This window comes from Kineosporia babensis, from assembly GCF_021129305.1.
GTDB lineage: Bacteria > Actinomycetota > Actinomycetes > Actinomycetales > Kineosporiaceae > Kineosporia > Kineosporia babensis.
The window spans coordinates 336,623-361,536 of sequence record NZ_JAJOMB010000004.1 but is presented as its reverse complement, the minus strand read 5'-3'; the positions used below and the strand labels follow the sequence as shown (position 1 = coordinate 361,536).

The window sequence follows — 24,914 nt, the reverse complement described above, 5'->3', positions numbered from 1 at the left end:
GGCGAGGTTCTCGCACCGGCCATCCTGTCGGTGGTCCCTGCCATCATGATCATCGACCGGTCGTGACTGGAGGGAATGCCCACGCCCAGCGTCGAACCTCCGAGAGTGATCTGTCCAAGGAGATCATCACCGTGAACGGCCGGGCCAACTGGTCGCGCTCGCACTACACCCTGTCTGTCAGCTTCTACGGAGTTGACAGCGCCGAAGATTATGGGAATTATCGGTTTCGGATCGGAATATCCGAATCTATGCCCAGGCTAGGTGCAACCTTGGGGAGGGGCGGCACTTGCGTCGCGTCCAGTCAAGGCAGGTTTCGGAAGCCTCCCACGAACCAGCGGACGCCCTCTCGGGCCATCCCCCCGTCCGCCCGCGTCCCCGGGGCGTCCGCTGTCAGCATGTGAACGATGAAGTGGGGCCCCGGGAAGGCCGTCAATCCCGGGGCCCCATGGTCAGAGATGCGTCTGCTCAGGCCCTACGCGCTGATCGATCGTGATCCGGTCCACCCAGCCCGGTCATTCGGCCCCGGTACTCCTCGACCAGCAGCGCAACATAGCGCGCCCGGGCATTCCGGGCCGGTGCCCGATCAGCCCACGGCGTGCGAAGGCCTCACCATTCCCGGCGGACGGTGGCCTTGGGGCCGGTGACGAGGCTGGCCGCCGGAACGTCTTCGGCGACGATGGCGCCGGCCGCGATGACGGCGTCCCGTCCGATGCTCACACCAGGCAGGATGGTCGCTCCCGCGCCGATCCACACGTTCTCGGCCACGTCGATCGGTGCGCCGGTGAGGAAGAGCTTGCGCTCGGCCGGGTCGACCGGATGGCCGGCGGTGATGAAGGTGACGTTGGGGCCGATCATCGTCCGGGGCCCGATCCGGATCCCTGCGTAGTCCAGGAACGTGCAGTTCTGGTTGACGAAGACGCGTTCGCCCAGTTCCAGCTTCAGTCCGTGATCGGTGAAGAAGGGCGGGTAGATCGTGACATCCGCCGGGAGCGGCTGCCCCAGGATCTGCTCGAGCAGATCTGCCCGGCCCTTCTCGTCGCCGAAGGGCAGGCCGTTCAGTTGCGCAGTGAGTTCGTTGGCCTTGAGCACCCGCTCGGACATGGCCTGGAACTCGGGGCTGCGGATCTCCATCAGCCGGTTGGCGTCGCTGTTGCCGGTCAGGGTCGAGTCCGGCGCCGGCAGAATCCATTTCCAGATCTGCAGGGCTCCGGCCGTCCCGATCAGCAACGCACACAGCACCAGCGGATAACTGTAGGAGTTGAGGTAGGCCGCGAAGACCGCGCCGGTCAGATCGCGCGGATCATAGGTGAACTCGAACTCGGCGTAGTCCGGCAGCAGCCCGACCCCCAGGGTGCGGGCCAGGAGACCGGTGAGCCACAGCACGAGGGCGGTGAAGCCGATGAAGATCGGGGTGATCAGCTGGCTCAGCTTAAGGGTGAAGGCGATGAACGCCACCAGGGCGAAACCGACGGTCAGCGGGAGGGTGTAGGCCGCCACCGAGACAATGATCTCCCGGCCGCCGGGTCCGGTCTCCTGCTCCAGGGCAAGGTGTCTCAGGGTGTCCCACCGGGTCAGGGCGCCACCGAGAACAGCGACCAGGATGAACACCCCGAGCCAGACCCAGGTCGTGTCCCAGCGGTCGAACCGCTTCTGGACCAGGTCCGCCCAGGTGGACTCTCCCTCGGTCTCCGCCGGGTCTGGAACGTCCTCGTCTTCCGGGGCGGAGATCTGGGTGTGATCCGGTCGGTCGTCGCTCACGGCAGGCGGGTCCTTCATCGGGGACGGGTCTGGGCGTTATGGGTGTTTTACGCCCGTGAGCTTACCGGCCGCCCCGCCGACGATCTGAGGTCAGAGGCCGCGCAACCGTTCGTTGATCTCACCGAGGTCGAAAGCCGCGGGGTCGAAGTCATCGGGGTCGGCAAGCCCCATCCATTCCAGCTGCACGGCGTGCTCAGGATGAGAGGGATCGGCAAGGGCCTCGATCGTCTCCTGGTAGCCCCAGATGCCGCCGCAGTCTTCGGGCGGAGCCGCGCGGCGTCCACCGGTGCAGACTGGATACTCGACCATAGGGTCGGCGGGGGAGATCTTTTCGACCAGGATCTGATGTTCCCAGTCGTCACCGAAGTCGTAGGTGTAGACGATCTTGTCCTTGACCGAGGGAGCGACCTGTTCCAGCGTGATGGAACTGTCGGCCTGGTGCCCGAGTTCGGGATCGGCGTGACCGAAGTCCCCGTAGGGGGTCTCGAAGGCGTGCAAGTGGCTGTCGTCCCAATTGAAGGACGATTGGATCACCTTGTGAAGGTCCGCGAGGGTTACGTCTGCGGGAACCAGAAGACGCCGCCAGATCGGCGGTTTGGCATCGCGCAGGCCGACTTTGATCTGGTAGACGGGGGCCGGGCCGTCCGACTTCCGGCGCCGGGCCGGTGGCTGCGCTGCGTCGGTCAGGGCAGCGAACTCACGGAGAACATCCAAGGCGCTGAAACCGGTGACATGTGCCGGATCTGGAGCACCCTTCGGACGCCGGGCCGCCGGCAGGGTGGCGAGCCGGGCGCGGGTGAGCAGCGCGAGGGTGGCGTAGCCCGGCCCGTCCTCGTCGTCCAGCAGGTCTGGGTCGGCCGGCCCACCGTTCTCTTGGTCATGCACGGCCCGGGAGTCCAGAGCCTGTTCTGCGTGCCAGCGAAACGCCGGGGCGCTCAGCTTCTTGGTGCGTAACGTGATTCCGCCCTGCTGAGTACTCATCTGAAGGGCCGCCACCAGGGACACCAGGTCCTCGGCGTCGACCAGCATGATCTGCCCGGCCGCACCGCAGTTCTCGTGGTCGACCATGATGATCAGGGTGTGCTGTCGCTCGGCTCGCTGTAGGGGGAGGACCAGGATGGACAGGGTGCGGGCGGCGTCGCTCAGTTCGGAGAACGGCCCTGCGGTCAAGGGCTGGGTCAGCTCGTCCGCCCAGGCCGGCGCCGTGATACCGGTGGCCGCGAGCCGGTCGGCGGCGGCCTGGGCAGCGGTCGCGACCGGTGGTGCGGTGGCCCCGGCCATGGCTGCGATCGCGGTGAGCAGGGTCAGGGCCTCGCGGGAGCCGCGCGCTTCGATGGCCGGGACGATCTCCAGCAGGGCGTCCAGAGCCTCGTCGCCCAAGGACGAGGACAGTGACAGGAACGCCGCCCCCGCCAGCTCCGCCGAGAGCGGGTCCTCCTCGTCGGCAAGGAGCGCAACGTCGTCGACGATGCTGGCGAGCAGGGCCTCGGGATCGAGATTCTCGCCCTTGCAGACCTCGCAGTCGCAGGTCTCGTCCGGATCTCTGACCACTGACAGCCGGCTCACCTGGATGTCGTCGGCAGACGTCGGACCGGTGCGTCGCTTCCTCGGGCTCATGGCAGGAGTTTGGCGGAGCCGGTCGGCTGAGTGGTAATCGAAGCGTGACCCACGGTCAGGCGACGAGGTCAGGCCGCACCGTCGGGCAGCTCGTCCGGCTGGTGCGAGGCGCCCTGCTCCTGGACTGCCCGGGCCACGCCCTGCAGATACTCGATGTGCCCGGTCAGGGCGGTGCGTCCTTGCGGGCTGAGCCGCAGCCAAGTGCGGGGCCGCTTACCCACATAACCCTTGTGCACCTCGACGTATCCGGCTTTGCTCAGGTACGAGGTCTGCTTGGACAAGGCGGAGTCGCTCAGCCCCATCGAGTCCCGGACGAACGGGAACTCGGCCCAGTGAGTTGCGGCCAGGAGCGACACGATCCCGAAGCGGGTCACGTCCATCAGGGCCGGGTCGAAGGTGCCCTCAGCCATGCCGGGGACCGTAGTACAGGCGCCGCACCAGAGGCCAGGCGCCGATCAGCAATACCGCCAGCACGCTCCAGGCGATCGAGTTGCCCCACTCCACCCCGGCGTCTTCCATGCGGGTGGCGGCCACTGCGGCGGCGATCATCAGCACCGCCAGGCTGAGCGTTCCCAGCAGCCGCGAGCGGTTCCACGGGGTCACCGCCCCACCCCGGGCCAGGGTGTGCGGGGCCATCTGCAGGCCCATCCGGGCGCCGACCCACCGATTCTGCGACAGATACAGCACGGCCAGCGGAATCAGGAGCAGCCAGGTCGACCAGGAGTTGCCCTCCCAGATGTCCCGCGAGACGCCGGAGGCGGCGATGACCACGCACTGTGCGACCCAGAGCCAGGTCGGCACCGAGGTCGTGCCGACCTGCTGGCGTCGGTTCTGGTTCTCCTGCAGCAGGTGGGTGGCTTCCTCAGGGCTGGGCGGGTTCACGGGCGTCGTCATGGTTCTCTCCTCTCTGGGCAATTACTTTCCTAACAAGAAAGTACTCGCCACTTTCCTAGCGGGCAAGTGCTTGCTCCTTGGGAAGGTGAGGGCTGGGGGTCGGGTTGCAGGAGTGTTCGGACCATTTTTGGAGTTTTCGTGCTTCTCTCGCTGATTTGACAGCTAGTGTCGCCATCCAACTCGCGGGGAGGGGGCGTGGTGACGGGGGATTCCGCCGAGCTTGAACACCATCGGCTGGCCATCATTTGGACTGTCGGGTCGGCGGTGGTGTCCATCGCGATGCTCTGCCTCGTCCTGGTCCGGCGCGACGTGGCTGATCAGTTGATCGGTGTCGTGTCTCTTCTGGTGAGCTGGGCGGCGACGTCGGTGGCGCTCTACCAGGCGCTTGCCCCGTTCTTGCTGAAGCGCTCCGAACGCCGCAGCAGGTCTGGCCGTTTCGGTGGAATACCCTCTGTCCGAGGCGTTTCGCAGGGCGGTAGGCCCTGGAAGATGATCTTCGGGCTGTTGGCGATTGCCCTCGTCACTTCCGGGTTCGGCTGGTGGAAGGCCGATCAGAACGGGCACCTGCGCCAGGTCGCCGGTGCGGCCGCGCTCTCCACCGACGCAGCGCTGCGGCTGGCCAGCGATCCTGCTCTGGCCCAGTCGGTGGCTGCGGATGCTCTTGCGCTGCAGGAGAATTCCCGAAGCGTCGCGGTTGCCATGGACGCTCTGGGTGCGCCCCTGCACAAGGTCTCGACCGTCGCCACCAACCATCCGCTGACCGCGCTGGTCCCGTCTCCCGGCGGCCGGTTCGTGGCCTCTGCCGACGCGGCCGGCGGCCTTCAGGTGCGCAAGACGGATTCGCAGCAGGATCCGCCGATCGCCACGCACCTGGGCGCACACGACGGGAGGGTGAGCGCCCTGGCCTTCAGCCGGGACGGCACCTGGCTGCTCAGCGCCGGAGCCGACCGGGTCCTGCGCCTGTGGGACGCCAAGAATCTGGAGTTGATCGGCGAGGCGTCGGGGCAGGGGCTCGACGAGATCGTCTCGCTGGCCGCCGTGGTCGACGACAACACGATGGTCGGCGGTGGTGTGGACGGCAAGCTCACCGTCTGGCAGTTGGGTCCGGGCGGTCTGGAGCGGATCGGTGACATGCCCACGCAGTCCAAGGGAATCACTGCCCTGGGCGCCAGTCCCGAGGGTGACCGGCTGGTCAGCGGTGCGCCCAACGGGATGCTGCGGTTGTGGGACACCGCGAACTGGCAGGCTGACGACGGAGGGCTGGTCGGCGAGTTCACCCAGCCGCGCTACTACGCCGCGGTGAGCGTGATCGCCTTCGCTCCGGACGGCCAGAGCTTCGCGGCTGCGACCACCGCCAACGACCTCGACCTGTGGCAGGTCGAGGGCCTCGAGCACCTTCGGAACCTCGACGGACAGCACACCGGCGCGGTCACTGCGCTGGCCTTCGAGCCGGAAGGCAAGCAGCTCGTGAGCGGCGCGCAGGACCGCTCGGCCGTGCTCTGGCGTCTGGACCAGCCCCAGGTTTCGGCCGAGCGCCTGGGTGACCTGGCCGGTCCGGTGAATGCCGTGGTCTTCGCCGAGCAGGGAGAACAGGTCTGGACCTCGTCCGGGAGCGAGCCGGTCCTCACGTCCTGGGCCGCCTCCTCGGAACAGGTTCTCGGGCAGCCGCTGATCGGCCATCGGGCACCGGTGAACGCCATCGTCCTCAGCTCTGACCGGCGGACTCTGATCTCCGGCGATGCCGCTGGCAAGCTTCTTTTCTGGGACCTCGCCAGCCGGGAACGACTGGGGGATCCGGTGCTCGACGACGAGAAGAGCCCGGTCACCGGCCTGGCCCTGGATCGGCAGGACCAGGTGCTCGTGGTGGCGCACGAGAACGGTGTCCTGAAGGTGCTGGACGCCCAGACCCACGCTGTGCGGCAACGGATGACCACCCCCGGAAAGACGGCGAAGGTCTGGGGCATCAGCCTGGCGCGCGATGGGCAGACCCTGGCCACTGCCGGTGACGACCACCTGATCCGGCTCTGGAATCTGTCCTCCGGTGAGCAGACCGCGACCTTGACGGGCCACGGTGAACCGGTGCAGGACGTGGCGTTCAGCCCCGACGGCGCCGTTCTGGCCAGTTCCGGCAACGACGGCACCGTACGGTTGTGGGACGTCAACTCGCACGCACCGTTGGGTCCGGTCCTGCTCGACAAGCCGGGGGTCCGGGTCTGGGGAGTGGCCTTCTCTCCCGACGGTTCGCGGCTGGCTGCTTCCGGCCAGGACGGGACCGTGCGGGTCTGGAACGTCGGGAACCGTGCTCTGGTGGCGGAACTCGACAACGACGACGCTCCGGTCGACGATGTGGCTTTCGCCGGCGCCGATCACGTGGTCGCCACGAACGGTGATGGTCTGATCCGCCTGTGGGACGTCAGGAACCGCGCCCTGGTCGGCGCGCCGATGAAGGGGCACACGGGCTGGGCGGACGCGGTCGCCGTCGACCCGGCCACCCGTACCGCCTTCACCGGCGGTGATGATGCAACGGTCCGCCTTTGGAACCTGGACCGCGAGAAGTGGCTGCCGCACCTGTGCCGGCGGGCCTCGCGATCACTCACCGAACACGAATGGAAAATCATCCTGCCGGACAACGACTATCGGCCCCGCTGCGAACGAGCCGCCTGAAAGCGGCTCGAGGTCGGGCCGGTGGTACGGGATGTTGCCCCGTCCGTTGCCCGCAGGACATCTGTCCGTCCTGGACCGGCGGGGTGAGGATGACAACGTGAGCCCGCCCCATTTGCCCATCTTGTTGGGAATCCTGATGCCCCCACGCAAGTCCCGGTGGCGCCGGGCCGGAACGGTCGCGGTGACCGTTGCCTGCCTGAGTGCCCTGCTGCCCACCACCACGGCCCAGGCCGCCGAGATCTCACCGTTCGACGCGGTGAACCAGTTCATCGGTACCGAACTGGACACCGGCCAGAACAAGAGCAACGACGCCTACGGCAACACCTTTCCCGGAGCCGGCGTCCCCTTCGGGATGATCCAGCCCAGCCCGACCACCTGGGCCGACGGCAACGCCAACGTCGGGCAGAAGGGCGGTTACGAGTACACCGCCTCGCTGATCCGGGGGTTCGGGATGACCCGCTACGAGGGGACGGGGTGCACCGGCCGGTTCGGCGGGTACGAGTTCCCGACCATCCCGTACGCCGGATCATTGACGGACGGCGCGCTGCCTTCCAGCCCCGCGTCCAGTATCCGGGACTACTACCTTCCGTTCAGTCACGACAACGAGACCTCGCAGCCGGGGTTCTACGGTGTGAAGGTGGACAACGGTGTGGAGGCGGAACTGACCGCCACCGCCCGCACCTCCGTAAGCCGCTACGACTTTCCCAAGAGCGGTGAATCGTCCCTGATTCTGGATGTCTCCGGCCCGAACAACCGGACGTTCGGCAGCGAGGTGACCATCGACCCGAAGACCCGCACGGTTTCCGGGTGGATGTACGGCGTCGACGTCTGCGACAACGGCAACTACTACAAGGCCTACTTCTCCACCGTCTACGACAAGCCGTTCGAGTCCTACGGCACCTGGACCGACGAGGCCCTGACCCAGGGCTCGACGCACGCGATCAAGAGCACTGAGGACGTCGGGGTGGACTACCGCCACGACACCGGTGCCTGGCTGACCTTCCAGCAGGGCGCGAAAGTGCTCGCCAAGACCGGTTTCAGTTACGTCAGCGTGGAGAACGCCGCGCTCAACCGGGAATCCGAAGTGGGCAAGGACGGTTTCAACGACGTCAAGAACGACGCCAAGAAGCTCTGGAAACAGGCTCTGGCCACGGTCCAGGCCCAGGGCGGCACGACCGAGCAGCGGATCAAGTTCTACAGCGCGCTGTTCCGGGTCTTCGGCAACCCGAACGTGCGTGAGGACGTCAACGGCCAGTACATCGGCTTCGACGGCAAGCAGCACACGATCGAGAAGGGCCACCATTTCTACCGGAACATCAACTGGGCCGGCTCGGGCTGGGACGCCTACCGCAGCCAGGTGCAGCTGATCGCCCTGACCTTCCCTGAGGTGGCCACCGACATCAACCGCTCGATCATGAAACTGGTCGAGCAACGCGGCTCCTGGGCACCCGGCGCGGCCCGCATGCAGGGCGACAACTACCAGGTCATCCTCTCCACCCTGGACGACCTGGGCGCCACCGGCTACGACCGCCAGGCCGCGCTGGCCTCGATGAAGGCCACTCAGGTGCTGCCCGCCACCAGGACCTCGCGATCGGACGGATACCAGTACTTCGCCACCGGCATGATCGAGAACGCCAAGGGCGACTTCGCCACCTCACGGGTGCTGGAGTACTCCATCGACGACTTTGCGATCGCCCAGCTGGCCCGGCGACTCGGGGACGACGAGGCGTACGCGTTCTTCTCGGCCCGCTCGCAGAACTGGATGAACGTCTTCGACCCGCAGACCCAGCACGTGCGGCCGCGCTCCCGCAGCGGTTTCGACCGGAGCTTCGACCTTCGGGTACGGGACGACTCGTCCGGGCGCGGCCAGTTCAACCAGTCCACCGGTTACCAGTACGGCTGGCTGGTTCCGCACAACCTGTCCACCCTGATCGACAAACGCGGCGGCGTGGACCAGGCGAGTGCGCAACTGGACCAGCTGATGGAACAACTGGACGCCGGCGCCTACACCCAGACCGGCAACTACCTCTCCAACCAGCCCGCTTTCGGAACTCCGTGGGTCTACAACTGGCTGCAGACGCCCTCCAGGACCACGGACGTCCTCTATCGGGCCGTTGCCGAAATGTACGACACAACATCGTCGGGCCTGCCCGGGAACGACGACCAAGGCGCGTTGAGCGCCTGGTACGTGTTCGCCAATCTGGGCTTCTACCCGGCGATCTACGGTACCGGTGACCTGGTGATCAGCGCCCCGATGTTCGACCGGATCGTGATCGAGCCGGCCGGGGTCAAGCGTAAGATCACGATCAGGGCGCAGGGCGTGGCCAAGGGCGCCAAGTACGTCAACGGGCTCAAGGTCGACGGCAAGCAGCGCCAGAAGTCCTGGCTGCCCGCCTCGTTCGCGCGCTCGGGCGGCACCCTGGACTTCACGATGAAGGCCACGGCCAACTCCTGGGGCACCGCCGCAGCCGACGTTCCGCCCTCGTACACCGACGGCGCGAATGCCCGCAACAGCATCGGCACCACCCCGGACGGTCAGGGCAACCTGGGCTCGATCGACCTCAGCGACTGGTCGCTCTCCCGCGAGTCCCTGGCCTCCGCAGGTCTCAAGCCGGGCGAAACCGTTGCCGGCACCAGCTTTACCTGGCCCGCGGCCCGGGCCGGCGAGCCGGACAACTGGATCCCGCACGGCCAGAAGATCAAGCCCAGTTCGGTCAAGGGCGAGCAGTTGTCGTTCCTCGGGCTGGCCACGAACGGCCCGGCCTCCGGGACGGCTGTGGTGACCTACACCGACGGCAGCACCCAGGAGGTGCCGTTCGCGCTGAGCGACTGGGCTGCGAACCCGGCGACCGGCGAAACCGTTGTGGCCACGGTCAACGGCCGCAACAACGTCAACGGCACGGCCGGTAGCGGGACCTTCCGGGTCTTCGCCTCGGCACCGGTGACCCTGGCCGCGGACAAGGTGGTCGAGTCGGTGACCCTGCCGGAACAGACCGACAAGGGCATCATGCACATCTTCGACGTCGCGGTGAGCTGACGCTTCGAGGTGGGACGCGGGTGGTCGAGCCACACCGATCCGGGGCAGCCGCCCGCTTCCCACCGAAGAGATTGGCCACCCTCCCCGGGTACTCTGAGCGTCCTCTTGATTGCACAGGGTTGAATTCTGGGAGGGCTTCATGGCCGTCTGGTCCGGCGCGAAGTCGATCCGGAGAGGGTGGATCCTGGCCGCCTTGCTGCTTGCCGCGTGTACTGTCTCCCCCGAAAAGGCCAGTGCCCCGGAACCGACGAACGACGTCATGCAGGAAGTGGCCCGGGAGGTTTTGGAGGCCAACGTTCCCGGGTTCATGGCCCGGATCGGCAACGGTCAGGAGGTGCAGTACACCGCGCTGGGTGTTGCCGACCGGCAGACCGAGCGGGCGATGAAGGCCACGGACCAGTTCCAGATCGGCAGCGCCACGAAGACTTTCATGGCCACGCTGACTCTGCAGCTGGTCGACGAGGGCAAGGTCGATTTGGACGCCCCGATCGAGGAGTACCTGCCCGGTCTCCTGCCCGACGGCGCGGACATCACCGTGCGGATGCTGCTCAACCACACCAGTGGGCTCTACAACTACACCGAGGACGACGGCTACTGGCGAGCGTGGGAAGCCGACCCGCAGCGCCTGTGGACCGAGAAGGAACTGGTGCAGATCGCGGTCGACAAGGGGCTCAACTTCGTTCCTGGAGAGAACTATTCGTACTCCAACACCGGGTACACCGTGATCGGGATGATGCTGCAGGAGCGCACCGGCCAGACCCTGTCCGAGCTTCTCGAGCAGCGGATCACCGGCCCGCTCGGCCTGAAGCGGACGTACCTGCCCCGCCCGGTCGCCACCGACACCGGTCCGGGTTATGCCCACGGGTACGTGCTCAGGTTCATCGGGACCAAGCCGAACTACACCGACACCGTGTCCTGGCCGGTGGACGGTCTGTCCGGAGCGGCCGGGGCGATGGTCGCCGACCAGGACGACGTCGCCACCTTCTTCTCCGCCCTGCTCACCGGCAAACTCTTCTCCGCCGAGCAGCTCGCCCAGATGAAAACCGTGGTGGACCGGCCGGCGGACTTCCCGGTCGGAAGCGGCTACGGCCTGGGCCTGCTCAAGAGCACGAATTCCTGCGGAACGGTATGGGGGCACGGAGGTCAGACCGAAGGTCACCGCAGTCTGTCGGCGGTAACTGAGGACGGTGTGGGCACCGTGGTCATGGATCTCACGGCGGTGCCGATGAGTGAGAATCCGAACGACGGCACGCGGCGCTGGGACGAGGTGGTCGCGGCGGCCGAGGAGACGGCCGTCTGCCGGATGCTCGGCAAACCGGTACCGGCCGAGGTGATGGCCCGGTTGCGGGGAGTGCCGAACTCCGGGTGAGCTGGCTTGACTGATTCGTGACCTTTTCCTGGTTCATTTGCGCACCTTGTGCCAGATGATGTGACGGTATGCCCCGGTCGGCGGCGGGAGACGTTCCGGCCGACCGTGGGCACCTGACCGCCGCCCTCGGGCCGCGTACCGGGAGGACGTGACACGGATGAGCGTCGGCGCCGCTGACCAGGACGAGATCGCCAGCGAGCAGAAGTACTTCGACGCGGCCTGGGAAGCCCGGGAGCACAAACGCCAGACGCTGGGCGGCGCGGCCGGCGCAGCGGTCGGGGGCAAGGCCAGCATCGCCGTCGGGCAGGCGGCCAAGGCCCAGATCGAGCAGCTGGGCGATCCGGACGAGGCCGTGGCGATGGGCCGCTTCGACCAGGACGACGGCGAGACCTATTACGTGGGTAAGGCCGTCATCCGCGACGGCGACGGCGAGCTGCTGGTGATCAGCTGGAAGGCGCCGGGCGCGGCCCCGTACTTCACGGCCAGTTACGACGACCGTAAGGGCGTGGCGCGCAAGCGGACGTTCGAGGTGGAGCGCAACCGCATCGTCAGCTTCGACGACGTGGTCTTCGCCGACCTGGCCGAGCGGGTCGGCGAGCTCACTGCCCTGGAGCACGAGGGCATCGACGACGCGGTGCTGCGTGATCTCGAAGCCGGCCGCGACGGCGAGATGCGCGACATCGTCCAGACCATCCACTCGATGCAGTACGAGCTGGTGCGCAGCGACCTGGAGCAGCTGCTGATCGTCCAGGGCGGCCCGGGCACCGGCAAGACGGTGGTCGGCCTGCACCGGGTCTCGTGGCTGCTGTTCAACCACGCCGAGCAGCTCACGCCCGCGGACGTGCTGGTGATCGGGCCGAACCCGACCTTCACCCGCTACATCCGGCAGGTGCTGCCCGGTCTGGGCGATCACCAGATCGAGCACCGGGACCTGCGGGGCCTCGGCCCGCAGGGCAGCACCGGCCGCGAGGAACACGCCGACGTGGCCCGGATCAAGGGCCAGCTGCGGATGGCCCAGCTGCTCACCCGCGGTCTGGTGCAGCGGATCCGGTTCCCCGAGCGGGCTGCCCAGCTGGATGTAGGCCCGGCCACCGATGTCGCCGCCTCCTTCGACCGGGTCGAGGTGGAGGGAGCGCTGTCGCGTTCGCTGAACCAGGCCCGCAGCTACAACGCCGGCCGGGCGGCGATGCGCAGCTGGCTGACGTCGATGGTGTCGATCCGGGCGCGCCGCGGGGTACAGGTGCCTTCGACCGCGATTGATGCTGCGCTGGAGCGGGTCTGGCCCTCACTCACCCCGCAGATGTTCCTGCGGGATCTGTTCGGGTCGCGGGACCGGCTGCTGGCGGCGGCGGGGGAGGACTTCACCGCCGCCGAGGTGCGGATGCTGTTCCGGCCGGCCGCCGAACGCGTGTCGGACGAGCGCTGGAGCCTGACCGATGTCGCGTTGCTGGACGAGGCCGAGAAGCTGCTGAACGGCAACGGGGTGCTGTTCGAGCACATCGTTGTCGATGAGGCGCAGGATCTTTCGCCGATGCAGCTGCGCTCGGTCCGCCGCCGAAGCCGGTCCGGCTCGTACACCGTGCTGGGCGATCTGGCCCAGTCGACCGGGCCGTGGGCCCGGGACAGCTGGGACGACCTGGTCCGGGAACTGATGTTCCGGCACCCGGCCTCGATCGCGCCGCTGAAGTTCGGTTACCGGGTGCCGCAGCAGGTGTATGCGCTGGCCGCGCAGCTGCTTGCGCATTCCGCCCCCGCCGTCGAGCCGCTGTCGGTGGTCCGGATCGGGCCGGCCGAACCTGATCTGCGCCAGGTCCTGGCCGGTGAGCTGGGCGCCGAGGCGGTGCGGGCGGCCCGGGACTATGCGGCCCGGGGCTTGTTCGTCGGCATCATCTGCGCGGATGAGCAGCGCCCGGGCGTCGTCGCGGTGCTCGATCACAACGATGTGCAGTACCAGGACACCCGGGTCGGGGCACTGGGCTCGAGCATCAACCTGGTCGGCGCGGTGGATGCGAAAGGCCTTGAGTTCGAGGCCGTTGTCGTGGTCGAACCGCAGGCGATCGCGGGGCAGGGGGCGCACGGCCTGCGGCTGCTCTACGTCGCGCTGACCCGGACCACGAAATTCCTCACGGTGGTGCACTCGGGCGTGGTGCTGCCGATCCCCGGGTCGGACCCGGTCGAGGTACCGGCGCTGCAGAAGGCGAGCGCGGACGAGAAGAAGCCCCGGCCGGCGCCCCGGGCAGTGCCGGTGCCGGACGCTGCCCTGGACAAGTTCAGCGCCGACTGGGCTGCGGCGATGGGTGTTCGGCTGGCCGCAGATGTGGCCGCCGCGGCGCAGCCCCGCTTGTGGAACGCCATTGTCGATGCCTTCGCGGACGAGCTGGAGCGCCTGCGCGAGGAGTGAACATTCGGCTGCCCGCAGCGCGATATCGAGTTAATGTCTTAATTGTCGATATCGCGCAAGGCTGCGCGCCCGCTGACGTGGGGAGCCGGACATGAACTGGAAGACACCGTCGACGGCCGCGCTGCTGGCGTCGGCCCTGGTCGTCACCAACCCGGTCAGCGCACCGGCGAGCGTCCCCACGTCCTCGGTTCAGACGTCCATGGTTGTGATCCAGACCCGGCCGACGCTGGACCGGGGAGACTCCGGCCCGGCCGTGCGCCAGCTGCAGAAAAAGCTTAATGCGCTGGGCTATTGGACCGGTGGCAAGGCCGACGGCGAGTTCGGCGGCAACACCGAGCAGGCGGTGTTCGCGCTGGAGAAGGTGGCCCGGCTGAAGCCGGACGGGGTGGTCGGGCCGAAGGTCTGGCGGGCGCTGGAGGAGCAGGTCCGGCCCCGGGCCCGCAGCAGCCGGGGTACGGTCGTCGAGGTCGACAAGAAGCGCCAGGTGCTGAAGATCGTCAAGGACGGCAAGGTCAGGTACACGCTGAACACGTCCACCGGCAGCGGCGAACGGTATGTCAGCGGGGGATCCACCCACATCGCCAGCACCCCCAAGGGCCACTACCGGGTGTTCCGGCAGATCGACGGCTACCGGCACGCACCGCTGGGCCTGCTCTACCGGCCGAAGTACTTCAACGGCGGGATCGCGGTGCACGGCGCGAACAGCGTGCCCACCTACCCGGCCTCGCACGGCTGCGTGCGGGTGAGCAATGCTGCTGCCGACTGGATCTGGGACACCGGCAAGATGCCGATCGGGACCAAGGTCTGGGTCTACTGAGCCTGTTCCCGGCTGCACCACCAGGTCGTGCGCCCGCCGACCGTCCCCTGGGACATCTCGGCCTTGCAGCGCGGGCAGCGAGCCACCTTCTTGCGGTGCGCGACCACCTTGAGGGTGTGCACCCCGCCACCGGCGATCGCGTCCCGGATGGCCGCCCGGGTGGCCCGCAGCAACCGGCTGACCTCGTCGCTGTCGAGTTCGTCGGCCGGCCGGGCCGGGCTGATCCGCGCGGCCCAGAGAATCTGGTCGGCCAGCAGATTACCGATCCCGGCGATCCGGTCCTGGTCCATCAGCCGGGCCTTGACCGGGGCTGCGCTGGTCTCCAGGAGCGCGCGGAAGGCCGGTGGCTTGATGAACTGCGCGTCCGGCCCGAGCTTCTCGACCGGCGGATCCAGGCGGACCCGGCCCAGCCGGCGCGGATCGATCAGCAGCAGGCGGCCGCCGTCCTCGAAGGTCAGGCCGAAGCGGGTGAACCGGTGGTCACCGGCCTGCCGCCCGCGTTCCCAGTAGTCACCGCCGTCGACCTCGGTGCCCTCGGCGTCGCCGATCACGATCTTGCCGGACATGCCCAGGTGGATGCCCAGCACCGGGCCGGCGTCGGAGGAGTCCACCCACATGCTCTTGCCCCGCCGGTGCGCGGCGGTCAGGGTGCGCCCGAGCAGGGCCGTGCGGATCTGCCCGGGGGAGTGCGGACGGCACTCGTAGGAGTCCGAGTCGTCCACGTCGACGATGGTGCGGTGCAGACCGGCCCGCTCGATCACGGCTCGGGCGGACTCGACTTCAGGTAGTTCCGGCACCCGGGAAGCTTTGCACGAAGTCCGGTTCTACCGGGCCGCGATGGCCGCGGGAATCGGGTTCCGCCGCGGCTGCCCCAGCGGCGCCAGTTCGACCCGCTGGCGTTTCATCACCGCGAACACCCAGCCGCCCTCGGCCGACACGATCTGCTCCACCTGGAAGTTCAGGCGTTTCAGCAGCGGCGGCTTGCAGTACTCGATCTCGGCCGGGGTGACCGGCTGGACCACCTGCGAGCAACCTTCCTCGGGCCGGGCCCGCTGCAGCAGGATCACCCGCTGTTTGCCGCGCAGCGAACGCCCGGCCTCCTTCTGCGGTACCGCCGCCGGCCAGATCACGTTCTGGTCCCGCTGCATCCGCTGGGAGACCAGCCGGTCCTCCTGCTCGCGGTCGTAGGCCCCGACCATCACCGAGCCGAACCGGGTGGAGACCACGATCCCGAGCTTGCGGTACTCCGGCCGTTGCGCGATCTCCAGGGCCGGCCGGATGTCCTCACCGTGCCCGGCCGACTGCCGGATCTTGTTCAGCGACTCGAACTGCAGCACTGCGGTACCCAGGATCAGGGCCACCGCAACGGTTGCCGCCACGACCTGGCGCTGGCTCACCCGCCGGGACACGGCATCGGCCAGGAACGTGACCCCGAGCCCGGCCAGGATCGCCCAGGCCGGCAGCACGAAGACCACGTACCGGCCGAGCAGCAGGTTGGGGTACACGATCAGCACCGGGATCATCGCCACCAGCGGGACCAGGGCCCAGCCGGCGGCCAGGCGGGCGACGAACTGGTACTGCCCGGCGCGCACCTGCACCAGGCCGATCAGGGCGAGCAGGATCACCGGGCCGATACCGAGCAGGGGTGTGGGATTCTCGGTGAACAGCCGGGTGAAGATGTAGAGCACGTAGCGTGGCGTGATGTTGTCGTAGACCGTGGTCGGCCCGGTGCCGTTGCTGGAGGACAGCAGGGCCAGGGGTGAGGCGAGCAGGGCACCCACGGTCCCGGCGACTGCTGTGCGCCAGAACACGGGCCAACGGCCCTGGCCGCTGAGGCAGATCACCGAGGCCAGCAGGTGCGCGCCGACGAGAGGGGCGCTCAGCGTGTGCATCACGATCATCGCACTCACGGTGAACGCGTACAGCACACTCCAGCGCCAGCGGGAATCGGTGGTCATGGTGTGCCACACCACAGTCGCGACCACCGCCAGGAAGGCCACCAGCGCGTAGGGCCGGGCCTCCTGGCCGTACCGCGAGAACCCGCTGATCAGAAGCAGCATCACCGAAGTGGTCACGGTGAGGTGGGCCGAGGTCAGCCGGCTCAGCCAGGCGGCCAGGATCCAGACCGCGAGCACGGTGACGACGGCCGAGGGCAGGCGCAGCAGCAACTCGGGATGGTCGGACAGGAAAGGCGCCAGCGCACGGGCGGCGCTGCGGAAGAGCTTCAGCAGGACGTAGTACGGCAGGAGGGGTGCTTCGGGGCCGTCCTTGAGCGTCCAGAGATCGTCCCAGCTGCGCTGCGTGGCAACCACAGTCGCGCCCTCGTCGAGCCAGAACGCGGTGCGGGCCAGGCCCCAGCCGAGGAACGCGGTGGCCAGCAGGCCGCTGATCAGGCCGAGACCCCGCTGTCCGAGGGCCAATTCGATCCAGTGTCCGGCGAATCCGGCTCGTTCCGATCCGGAACTGTGCCGGGCGCCGATCCGCGGCCGGTCTCCAGGTTCGGGTGATCTGGAGCACTCCGGGGCTTTTGTTGCTGTAGAGGCCACGGCGCACCATAAAACTTAAGGAGCCTTAAGGGCAATTTGACCTTTTCGCGGATGAAACCCCTGTCGTTGTGGTAAGGCTCAGATCAAAGACCGAATTGGAGACGCCCGACGCACCGATCGCGGTGCGGTGCGGGGGCGGTTCGGGTGCGGTTACCGCCGGTGCGCCGTGAATCCGGAGCGTGCTTGCAACTTTCGGATGAGTAGCGGTTCTGCGACTTCGGGGCGACGCGCCGCCCGTGACTCGCTTCATAGCCTTCTGGCACACGGAAAATCGCTACCAGAGGCAGGAAACGACCATGATGAAGCGCACTGGACTCACGCTGTTCGCCGGTTTCGGGTTGCTGGCCACCACGGTGGTCGCCGGCTGCGGGAGCGAGGCGGCCCCGGCCACCACCGGCAGCGGTGGGCCGAAGTCGGCGCTGCTCGAGGCCTTCGACTCGATGTCGCAGTCCCAGGGGGTCGGCCTGGAGGTGAAGCTGGACAGCTCGCGGGCGGATCTGGAGAAGGTGAACGCCGCGCAGCCGAAGGCCGAGCAGATGAACCAGGCCGACCTCGACCTGGCCGTGGCCGCGCTGGACGGCCGGATCCTGTCCAGCTTCAGCGCCGCCGACGGTGAGACGCTGGCCGAGGGCCCGAGCTCCTACCAGGTGTCGGTGCAGCTCAAGGAGGCCTCGCTGGTCGATCTGGTGGGGGTTGACGACGACTTCTACCTGAAGCTGGACGCAGATTGGATCGCCCAGCAGTTCGACTCGAGCACGGACGACCTGCGCGGGGCCTTCGAAGGCGCCGACCCGCTGCTCGCCGACCCGGCCAACGCCCTGCTGGAGCACCAGTGGATCTCGATCGACCTGGCCGAGGCCGAGAAGGCCCTGCAGACGAACGACCTGGACGAGCTGCTCGGCTCCGAACCGGACCTGGAGCGGGGCTACGCCCTGATGCAGTCCCTGCAGGCCTCGTTCGAGCAGGAGACCGAGGTCACCGCGATCGACGGCGGTTACCGGGTGAGCGCCCCGGCCAAGCAGATCGCCCAGGCTGTGCAGGACGACCTGGTGGCGCTGGCCGGTGACGGTGAGAGCGACGCGATCAAGCAGGAGATCGAGGCGCTGCCCGACCGGGACGTCACCGTGGACGTGTTCCTCCAGGACGGCAAGCTGAGCGGGGTCAACCTGGACCTGGTGCAGTTCCTGGACCAGCCGGTCGAGGGGGCGAACCTGGCGCTCGACGTGAAGATCGACCAGCAGGCCAACACCGTCCAGGCGCCCAAGGACGCCGTTGCGGTCGACGTCGCGGGCATCCTCGCCGAGATGGGCTGATGGCTGAACCGATCAGGGACGTCGGTAGGCGCGGATCGAGGCCAGGGCGCGGCCGGTGAAGTCGAACTGGGTGAGGTTGTCGTTGGGTGCCCCCGCGCCGGGCTCCCAGCCCACCCCCGGGATCCACGCCGGTTCCCAGGCCAGGAATCCCAGTCCCCGGCCGCCCGGGATCCCGGCCAGCACCTTGCGCAGCGCTTCGTAGTAACCGGCCTGGCCCGCCTCGGTGGCCGGAAAGCGGCCCACGTCCGGCAGCGCCGAGTCGTCGGTGATCAGGTTCTCGTAGCCGTCGCCGTCCTCCAGCGTCCAGGGGTAGCTGGTCTCGGCCACCAGCACCGGCTTTCGGTAGCGGCTCACCGAATCCCTCAGGTTGGCCTCGAGATCGGCCAGCGAACCGTGCCACATCGGGTAGTACGACTGGCCGATGATGTCGAAAGGCACGTCCAGCTCGGTGATGTTGTCGAAGAACCAGCGGGTGTCCTCCAGCTTGCCGCCGCGATCGATGTGCAGCATCACCGGCAGCGGCCGCCCGGCGGAACCCTGACGGGCACCGGTGATCCCGGCCTTGAGCAGGGTGGCGAACTCGCTCCAGCGCTGCGGGCCTTCGGCCGGGTAGAGCTGCCCGACCGGCCAGAGGATCCCGGCGGTGATCTCGTTACCCATCTGAAAGATGTCCACCGGGGTGCCCTGGGCCGCGAACGCCCGGATCAGGTCCCGGGTGTAGGTGCGCACCTTCTCGGCCAGGGCCGGTAGCTCGGTGGGCCACCCGGCCGGGATCGGATGCTTGCCGGGGTCGGCCCAGAAGTCGCAATAGTGCGGATCGAGGACGATTTTCAGCCCGGCCCGCTTGGCTCGCCGGCCCAGGGCGAGGGCGCGCTCGCGGTCGGTGTAGCCCTCCGGCGGATCGACCCACACCCGGATGCGCTGATAGTTGGCCCCGGCGGCGGCGAGAATCTTCTCCGCGGTGCCGGTCCGGCCCTGTCGGTCGCGGTAGCGGACCCCCGCTTCCTCGAGTTGCAGCAGGAACGACAGGTCGGCCCCGCGCACGCTCAGGCCCTGCCTCTTTCCCTGAGCCTGCGCGGACAGCGTTCCGGTCCCGCTCAGGACCAGGCCGCCGGCTGCGGCGGCGAAGACGGAGCGGCGGGACAAGGGAGAGGGCATCGACGACCTCCGGGGGCGGTTGCACGGGGCATGGGGGAGCGCCCACAGTTCATGCGGGCCGGACCGGAATGTCAAGAGTGTTGGCGTTTGTCGGTTATCGGGCCCCGGATGGCGCAATCCGGGCGATTACCCGCAGTGATGAGATGCTTCTGTTTCCTCGTCACGGTGACGAAACTGGGTAGGCTCCGTTGCGTGAATGATTTCCACCGGCGCCCGGAGCGGCCGATCGGCCGCCGCGGTGACCCTGGGAAGTCGGCCCGGGCGGCCGCAGATCGGGAGGCTCTGCACTGCTAGTCCCGAAAAAGCGTCCTTCGCGCGCCGATTCACCGACTCCCGTCCACCGGCGCGTGGGAGTGCTTGAGGCGCAGGTCACATCGTAGCCCGCCGCGGCGAAGACCGGCTCTGCTACCGGTTCGCTGCTGTCCGTGACGGCACGGGCGTCGTCAGAGTTCGCGCACCGGCGCGGGTGAGGCGAAATCCGACGTCGACCGTCACGTTTCAGTAACGCCAGATCCGGGTGCCTCGGATCCTGGTTCCGCCCTGTCCGAAGGAAGCTGATGGATTTCTTCAGTTACGTCTCGCAGCACTGGGAGCGCATCTCGTTCCTCGGGATGCAGCATCTCCAGCTCGTCCTGATCGCGGTGCTGTGCGCCGGCGTGGTGAGCCTGGGGCTCGTCGCGGCCACCGAGCGCCTGCCCCGGGTGCGCGCCGCCCTGCTCTCGTTCACCGGAACGTTGCTGACCATCCCCTCCTTCGCCCTCTTCGCCCTGCTGATCCCGGTCTTCGGCCTGGGGGTGCTGCCCACCATCCTGGCGCTGACCGTCTACGCCGTGTTCCCGATCGCCCGCAACACGGTGACCGGCCTGGAGGGGGTCGACCCCAGCGTGATCGACGCCGCCCGGGGGATGGGCATGAGCGCCACCCGGCGGCTGTTCCTGGTCCGGCTGCCGCTGGCCTGGCCGGTCATTCTCAACGGGTTTCGGGTGGCCACGATCATGGTGGTGGCCACCGCGGCGATCGGCGCCGCGGTCAACGGCCCGGGCCTGGGCGAGCTGATCTTCCGCGGGCTCTCCCGGATCGGCGGGGCCAACGCCCTCAACGAGGCCCTGAGCGGGGTGGTGGCGATCGCGGTCGTGGCCGCCGTGCTCGACCTGATCTTCGTCGCCATCGGCAAGCTCACCACCTCGAAAGGTCTCCATGTCTGACTCCGTCGCGACCGAGAGCATGATCCGCCTGGTCGAGGTCACCAAGCGCTACCCGAACACCCCGGCCGACGCCGTCCGGCCGCTGTCGATGGAGATCCGGCGCGGTGAGTTCGTGGTCTTCGTCGGCCCCTCCGGCTGCGGCAAGACCACCATGCTGCGGATGATCAACCGGCTGATCGAGCCCACCGCCGGGCAGATCTGGATCGACGGCCGGGACGTCACCCACACCGACCCGGACGAGCTGCGCCGGCACATCGGCTACGTGATCCAACAGGTCGGGCTGATGCCGCACATGAGCGTGGCGCGCAACATCTCGCTGGTGCCGGAGATGCTCGGCTGGGACAAGCGCCGCACCGCGGCCCGGGTGGACGAGCTGCTGGACCTGGTCGGCCTGGAGCCGGGCACCTTCCGTGCCCGTTACCCCAAGCAGCTCTCCGGCGGGCAGCAGCAGCGCGTCGGGGTGGCCCGGGCGCTGGCCGCCGACCCGCCGCTGATGCTGATGGACGAGCCGTTCGGGGCGATCGACCCGATCGCCCGGGACCGCCTGCAGGACGAGTTCCTGGCCCTGCAGGAACGCATCCGCAAGACCATCGTCTTCGTCACCCACGACATCGACGAGGCGCTGAAGCTGGGGGACCGGATCGCGATCTTCGCCGAGGGCTCCCGGCTGGCCCAGTTCGACACGCCCCGCGAGATCCTCAGCCGCCCGGCCGACGACTTCGTGCGCTCGTTCATCGGCGAGCGCGCGGCCATCCGCCTGCTCTCGGTGGTCACCGTCGGCGAGGTCGCCGGGCGCGCCCCGGCCACCGACCGGCCGGGCGAGGCACTGAGCGCCCAGCCGGAGGAACCGGTCTCGGCCGTGCTCGACCGGATGCTCACCCAGAACCGGCAGATCCTCGAGGTCGGCGGCAAGCGGGTGCTGGCCCAGGACCTGCTGTTCGCCAGCACCGGTGACCGGCAGGACCCGGCATGAGCATGGTCGCGGTGAACCAGGCCGAGGAGCCGAAGGCGGGCTCCCGCTGGATCCTGCCGCTGATCGTGGTGCTGCTGGTGGCGGCGGTGGCCGGGTACATCGCCGGCGCCGAACTCGACTCGATCGAGAGCCGCGCGCTCGAAGCGTCCAACATTGTCGAGAAGACCTGGCAGCACGTCCGTCTGGTGCTGGTCTCCACCGCCGTGGTGATCGCCCTGGGGGTACCGCTGGGGATCGTCCTGAGCCGCCGCTGGGCCCGTTTCGTGCGGCCGCCGGTGCTGCTCGTGGCCAACGCGGGGCAGGCCGTCCCCTCGGTCGGGATCCTGGTGCTGCTGGCGATCGCGGTCGGCGTGGGCTTCCGGATGGCGGTGGTCGCGCTCGTGGCCTACGCCCTGCTGCCGATCCTGCGCAACACCATCGTCGGCCTGCAGCAGGTCGATCCGGCCGTGATCGACGCGGCCCGCGGCATGGGGATGAGCCCGGCCCGGCTGCTGTGGAAGGTGGAGCTGCCGCTGGCCGTGCCGGTGATGCTCGCCGGGATCCGGGTGGCCCTGATCCTCAACGTGGGCGTGGCCACGCTCGCCACCTTCACCAACGCCGGCGGTCTGGGAGACCTGATCGAGGGCGGCATCGCGACCAACCGGATGCCCGTCCTGGCCGTCGGCTGCGCTTTGACCATCGCTCTGGCCCTGCTCGTCGACTGGCTGGCCGGGACCGCAGAGCGCGCACTGAGCCCGAAAGGAATCTGAATGAAGAAGACCCGAATGGTGGCGGCCCTGGGTGCCGCGACCCTGCTGATGACCGGCTGCTCGCTGGGTGACCAGCAGCCCGCGACCGAGGTCAGCTCCGGCTCCCTGGGCGCGGCCGACACGCTCGAGGGTCTGAGCGTGGCCGTGGGTGGCAAGGAGTTCACCGAGCAGCTCGTGCTGTGCGAGCTCACCGCGCAGGCCCTGCAGTCGGTCGGCGCCGAGGTCGAGCGCAAGTGCGGGATGTCCGGTTCCAGCACCGTCCGCTCGGCGCTGACCAGCGACCAGATCGACCTGTACTGGGAGTACACCGGTACCGGCTGGATCACCCACCTGGGCGAGACCGAGCCGCTGGCCGACCCGGCCGAGCTGTACCAGGCGGTGGCCGAGCGGGACCAGGCCGAGAACCAGATCACCTGGCTCGACCCCTCACCGGCCAACAACACCTACGCGATCGCGACCAACCGCGAGAACGCCGAGAAGCTCGGTGTCACGACCATTTCCGAGTACGCCGCGCTGGCGAAGAAGGACCCGGCCGCCGCCTCGTACTGCGCAGCCGCCGAGTTCCTGGCCCGCGACGACGGCTGGCCGGGCGTGCAGGAGGCCTACGGCTTCGAGCTGCCCTCCAAGAACCGCTCCGAGGTGGCCGCCGGCGTGGTCTACGACTCGGTGGCCAAGGGCGACCCGTGTGCCTTCGGCACGGTCTTCGCCACCGACGGCCGGATCGCCGCCCTCGACCTGGTGCAGCTCGAGGACGACCAGCAGTTCTTCACCCCGTACAACCCGGCCGTGACGGTCCGGGACGAGGTGCTGGCCGAGAAGCCGGAACTGCGTGAGGTTCTCAAGCCGATCGCCGAGGCACTGGACGACGCCACCCTGCAGTCGCTAAACGGAAAGGTCGACGCCGACGGCGAGACCCCGGAGCAGGTGGCCACCGACTGGCTGACCGAGAAGGGCTTCGTCGCCGCCGGCTGACGAGCGACAAGTCGTCTGGGGACGCTGGTGGCTTCGGCCGCCGGCGTCCTCAGTCGTTTGCGTGGTCGCCTTCGGCACCACTCCCGGCCCGGAACCGGCGCAGCCGCCGGGCGCTCCAGGCGAAGGGCCGAAACTTCCTTCCAGCCCGCTCCGGCCGCACCTCGGCGTCCGGCAGCGCCGACCTGTTCTCCCGTAGTGCTCGTTCCCGGCTGATCACCAAAGCTGCCCAGTCCATGGCCCGCTCCATCTCCCGTTACCGTTAACGTGAACGGTAACAGGCATGTGCGCGGACAGATAGGGGATAACCACAAGGTCCGCAAGAGGCCGTCTAGACTGGCCGGACCGTGGAGAACGAGAAACCAGGCGCCCGGCGCGCGAGCCCGCAGCGGCCCACCCTGCGCGATGTGGCCCGCCTCGCCGGGGTCTCGCACCAGACCGTCTCCCGGGCGATCAACGACAAGGGCGAAATCGATCCGGAGACCCGGCGCCGGGTTCTCGAGGTGGCCCAGCAGCTGAAGTACCGGCCCTCGCGTTTCGCCCGTGGCCTGGTCCGGCCCGCCACGACCACCATCGGCCTGATCGTCGACGACATTCTGAACCCGTTCTTCCCCGAACTGATCGCCGGCGTGATCAGTGCCGCCGAGCAGCGCTCCTGGACGGTGCTGATCAGTACTACCCAGAAGAGCCCGTCGAAGGAACTGGAGTTGCTGCGCTCACTGGCCGGGCAGGTCGACGCGCTGATCGGCTACTTGTCGCAGCCGGACGAAGCCGTCGCCGCTGCGGTGGAGGGCGTGCCGCTGGTCGTCATGCACGGCCGGCCCGATCACCCCGTCTTCGCCGCGGTCGAGATCGACCCGCGTCCCGGGATCCAGGCTGCCGTCGAGCGCCTGATCGCTCACGGTCATCGACGGATCGGCATGGTCGACTGCCCGGGCGCGGACTACCCGGTGCGGCTCGACGTCCTGCGGGAAGTTGCTGCCGCCCAAGGTCTTCCGGAGCCGGTCGTGACCGATGCCGATCAGTCCCAGGACGGCGGTGCGCAGGGACTGTCCCGGCTGCTGAAGTGCGACCCGGACGTCACCGCGGTCCTGGCCTTCAACGACATCGTGGCCATGGGCGTCTATCGCTCCGCCCGCAGCCTCGGCCTGAGTATCCCCGGCGACCTCGCGCTGGTCGGCTTCGACGGCCTGAGCTTCGGCGACAACCTCGACCCGCCGCTGACCACGATCAACATCGACAAGTACCGGATGGGCGAGCTCGCGGTGTCCCAGGCCGAAGTTCTGCTGGCCGGCGAGAAGCCGCCGATCGCGATGCTGACCACCGACCTGCTGGTGCGTTCCTCGGCCTGAGCCCAGGTCCGTCCCAAAGCGAGATGTCCCACAAAAAGGTCAAAAGGTACATCTGCACGTTACGGTGTCAGCTCGCGGAACGTGTTCATGTC

The 24,914-nt window shown here is 68.4% G+C and carries 18 protein-coding genes and 1 pseudogene; 11 read left to right on the top strand and 8 right to left on the bottom strand.

Features of this window, described 5'->3' with window-relative positions; all coding sequences use genetic code 11:
* Window positions 1–606: 606 nt before the first annotated feature.
* From LR394_RS43590 to LR394_RS10480, 4 genes are all read right to left on the bottom strand, one after another.
* Window positions 607–1,131: a DapH/DapD/GlmU-related protein gene (locus LR394_RS43590; protein ID WP_407937019.1), complete on the bottom strand. Its 525-nt coding sequence runs from the start codon at window positions 1,129–1,131 to the stop codon at window positions 607–609.
* Window positions 1,132–1,848: 717 nt separating this feature from the next.
* On the bottom strand, window positions 1,849–3,375 hold the full coding sequence (locus LR394_RS10490; RefSeq protein ID WP_231440505.1) for a plasmid pRiA4b ORF-3 family protein: 1,527 nt from the start codon (window positions 3,373–3,375) through the stop codon (window positions 1,849–1,851).
* Between the two features lie 68 nt (window positions 3,376–3,443).
* Entirely contained in the window at window positions 3,444–3,785 is a 342-nt protein-coding gene (locus LR394_RS10485) for a winged helix-turn-helix domain-containing protein (protein ID WP_231440504.1), read from the bottom strand.
* Window positions 3,778–4,269: a hypothetical protein gene (locus LR394_RS10480; protein ID WP_231440503.1), complete on the bottom strand. Its 492-nt coding sequence runs from the start codon at window positions 4,267–4,269 to the stop codon at window positions 3,778–3,780. The genes LR394_RS10485 and LR394_RS10480 overlap by 8 nt, the downstream gene beginning before the upstream one ends.
* Before the next feature lie 489 nt (window positions 4,270–4,758).
* On the opposite strand from LR394_RS10480, the gene LR394_RS10475 reads away from it, so the two are divergent.
* From LR394_RS10475 to LR394_RS10455, 5 genes are all read left to right on the top strand, one after another.
* Window positions 4,759–6,933: a WD40 repeat domain-containing protein gene (locus LR394_RS10475; protein ID WP_231440502.1), complete on the top strand. Its 2,175-nt coding sequence runs from the start codon at window positions 4,759–4,761 to the stop codon at window positions 6,931–6,933.
* Window positions 6,934–7,069: 136 nt separating this feature from the next.
* Window positions 7,070–9,970 carry a GH92 family glycosyl hydrolase gene (locus LR394_RS10470; protein ID WP_231440501.1) on the top strand — a complete coding sequence of 967 codons (2,901 nt, stop codon included), beginning with the start codon at window positions 7,070–7,072 and terminating at the stop codon, window positions 9,968–9,970.
* Between the two features lie 139 nt (window positions 9,971–10,109).
* Window positions 10,110–11,339 (top strand): serine hydrolase domain-containing protein, encoded by a 1,230-nt coding sequence (locus LR394_RS10465; RefSeq protein WP_231440500.1) that lies wholly within the window; start codon window positions 10,110–10,112, stop codon window positions 11,337–11,339.
* A gap of 157 nt (window positions 11,340–11,496) precedes the next feature.
* Window positions 11,497–13,740, top strand: a complete 2,244-nt coding sequence (locus tag LR394_RS10460; protein WP_231440499.1) for a HelD family protein — start codon at window positions 11,497–11,499, stop codon at window positions 13,738–13,740.
* A gap of 91 nt (window positions 13,741–13,831) precedes the next feature.
* Window positions 13,832–14,557 carry a L,D-transpeptidase family protein gene (locus tag LR394_RS10455; protein WP_231440498.1) on the top strand — a complete coding sequence of 242 codons (726 nt, stop codon included), beginning with the start codon at window positions 13,832–13,834 and terminating at the stop codon, window positions 14,555–14,557.
* On the opposite strand, the gene LR394_RS42840 is transcribed toward LR394_RS10455, so the two are convergent.
* Together LR394_RS42840 and LR394_RS10445 are read right to left on the bottom strand one after the other, a co-directional pair.
* Window positions 14,551–15,354, bottom strand: a complete 804-nt coding sequence (locus LR394_RS42840; RefSeq protein ID WP_231440497.1) for an Fpg/Nei family DNA glycosylase — start codon at window positions 15,352–15,354, stop codon at window positions 14,551–14,553. The genes LR394_RS10455 and LR394_RS42840 overlap by 7 nt on opposite strands.
* A gap of 27 nt (window positions 15,355–15,381) precedes the next feature.
* Window positions 15,382–16,977, bottom strand: a complete 1,596-nt coding sequence (locus tag LR394_RS10445; protein ID WP_231440496.1) for a glycosyltransferase family 39 protein — start codon at window positions 16,975–16,977, stop codon at window positions 15,382–15,384.
* A 422-nt stretch (window positions 16,978–17,399) separates the two neighbouring features.
* Here LR394_RS10445 and LR394_RS10440 point away from each other — a divergent pair, with 422 nt between their 5' ends.
* A complete protein-coding gene (locus LR394_RS10440; protein WP_231440495.1) occupies window positions 17,400–18,416 on the top strand; it encodes a hypothetical protein in 1,017 nt (338 codons plus the stop codon).
* Window positions 18,417–18,428: 12 nt separating this feature from the next.
* Here the strand turns inward: LR394_RS10440 and LR394_RS10435 are convergent, their stop codons facing one another.
* Window positions 18,429–19,574 (bottom strand): glycoside hydrolase family 53 protein, encoded by a 1,146-nt coding sequence (locus LR394_RS10435; protein WP_231440494.1) that lies wholly within the window; start codon window positions 19,572–19,574, stop codon window positions 18,429–18,431.
* 557 nt (window positions 19,575–20,131) lie between these two features.
* On the opposite strand from LR394_RS10435, the gene LR394_RS10430 reads away from it, so the two are divergent.
* The 4 genes and pseudogenes from LR394_RS10430 to LR394_RS10415 all read left to right on the top strand — a co-directional run bounded on the left by LR394_RS10430 (window position 20,132) and on the right by LR394_RS10415 (window position 23,473).
* A complete protein-coding gene (locus LR394_RS10430; protein ID WP_231440493.1) occupies window positions 20,132–20,779 on the top strand; it encodes an ABC transporter permease in 648 nt (215 codons plus the stop codon).
* Window positions 20,772–21,566: pseudogene (locus LR394_RS10425) on the top strand (ABC transporter ATP-binding protein); the annotation flags it as partial. The gene LR394_RS10430 and the pseudogene LR394_RS10425, both read left to right, overlap by 8 nt.
* Window positions 21,567–21,748: 182 nt before the next feature.
* A complete protein-coding gene (locus LR394_RS10420) occupies window positions 21,749–22,501 on the top strand; it encodes an ABC transporter permease (RefSeq protein ID WP_231440492.1) in 753 nt (250 codons plus the stop codon).
* Window positions 22,502–23,473 (top strand): glycine betaine ABC transporter substrate-binding protein, encoded by a 972-nt coding sequence (locus tag LR394_RS10415; protein WP_231440491.1) that lies wholly within the window; start codon window positions 22,502–22,504, stop codon window positions 23,471–23,473.
* Window positions 23,474–23,522: 49 nt separating this feature from the next.
* On the opposite strand, the gene LR394_RS10410 is transcribed toward LR394_RS10415, so the two are convergent.
* Window positions 23,523–23,708 carry a hypothetical protein gene (locus LR394_RS10410; RefSeq protein ID WP_231440490.1) on the bottom strand — a complete coding sequence of 62 codons (186 nt, stop codon included), beginning with the start codon at window positions 23,706–23,708 and terminating at the stop codon, window positions 23,523–23,525.
* Window positions 23,709–23,817: 109 nt separating this feature from the next.
* Here LR394_RS10410 and LR394_RS10405 point away from each other — a divergent pair, with 109 nt between their 5' ends.
* Window positions 23,818–24,822 (top strand): LacI family DNA-binding transcriptional regulator, encoded by a 1,005-nt coding sequence (locus LR394_RS10405; protein WP_231440489.1) that lies wholly within the window; start codon window positions 23,818–23,820, stop codon window positions 24,820–24,822.
* Window positions 24,823–24,914: the final 92 nt, after the last annotated feature.

Coding starts and splice junctions, on each gene's coding strand:
- LR394_RS10460 (WP_231440499.1), top strand. CDS start 11,497: ATGAGCGTCGGCGCCGCTGACCAGGACGAGATCGCCAGCGAGCAGAAG.
- LR394_RS10420 (WP_231440492.1), top strand. CDS start 21,749: ATGAGCATGGTCGCGGTGAACCAGGCCGAGGAGCCGAAGGCGGGCTCC.
- LR394_RS10465 (WP_231440500.1), top strand. CDS start 10,110: ATGGCCGTCTGGTCCGGCGCGAAGTCGATCCGGAGAGGGTGGATCCTG.
- LR394_RS10430 (WP_231440493.1), top strand. CDS start 20,132: ATGGATTTCTTCAGTTACGTCTCGCAGCACTGGGAGCGCATCTCGTTC.
- LR394_RS43590 (WP_407937019.1), bottom strand. CDS start 1,131: ATGGAGATCCGCAGCCCCGAGTTCCAGGCCATGTCCGAGCGGGTGCTC.
- LR394_RS10415 (WP_231440491.1), top strand. CDS start 22,502: ATGAAGAAGACCCGAATGGTGGCGGCCCTGGGTGCCGCGACCCTGCTG.
- LR394_RS10475 (WP_231440502.1), top strand. CDS start 4,759: ATGATCTTCGGGCTGTTGGCGATTGCCCTCGTCACTTCCGGGTTCGGC.
- LR394_RS10455 (WP_231440498.1), top strand. CDS start 13,832: ATGAACTGGAAGACACCGTCGACGGCCGCGCTGCTGGCGTCGGCCCTG.
- LR394_RS10440 (WP_231440495.1), top strand. CDS start 17,400: ATGATGAAGCGCACTGGACTCACGCTGTTCGCCGGTTTCGGGTTGCTG.
- LR394_RS10435 (WP_231440494.1), bottom strand. CDS start 19,574: ATGCCCTCTCCCTTGTCCCGCCGCTCCGTCTTCGCCGCCGCAGCCGGC.
- LR394_RS10485 (WP_231440504.1), bottom strand. CDS start 3,785: ATGGCTGAGGGCACCTTCGACCCGGCCCTGATGGACGTGACCCGCTTC.
- LR394_RS10480 (WP_231440503.1), bottom strand. CDS start 4,269: ATGACGACGCCCGTGAACCCGCCCAGCCCTGAGGAAGCCACCCACCTG.
- LR394_RS10410 (WP_231440490.1), bottom strand. CDS start 23,708: ATGGACTGGGCAGCTTTGGTGATCAGCCGGGAACGAGCACTACGGGAG.
- LR394_RS10490 (WP_231440505.1), bottom strand. CDS start 3,375: ATGAGCCCGAGGAAGCGACGCACCGGTCCGACGTCTGCCGACGACATC.
- LR394_RS10470 (WP_231440501.1), top strand. CDS start 7,070: ATGCCCCCACGCAAGTCCCGGTGGCGCCGGGCCGGAACGGTCGCGGTG.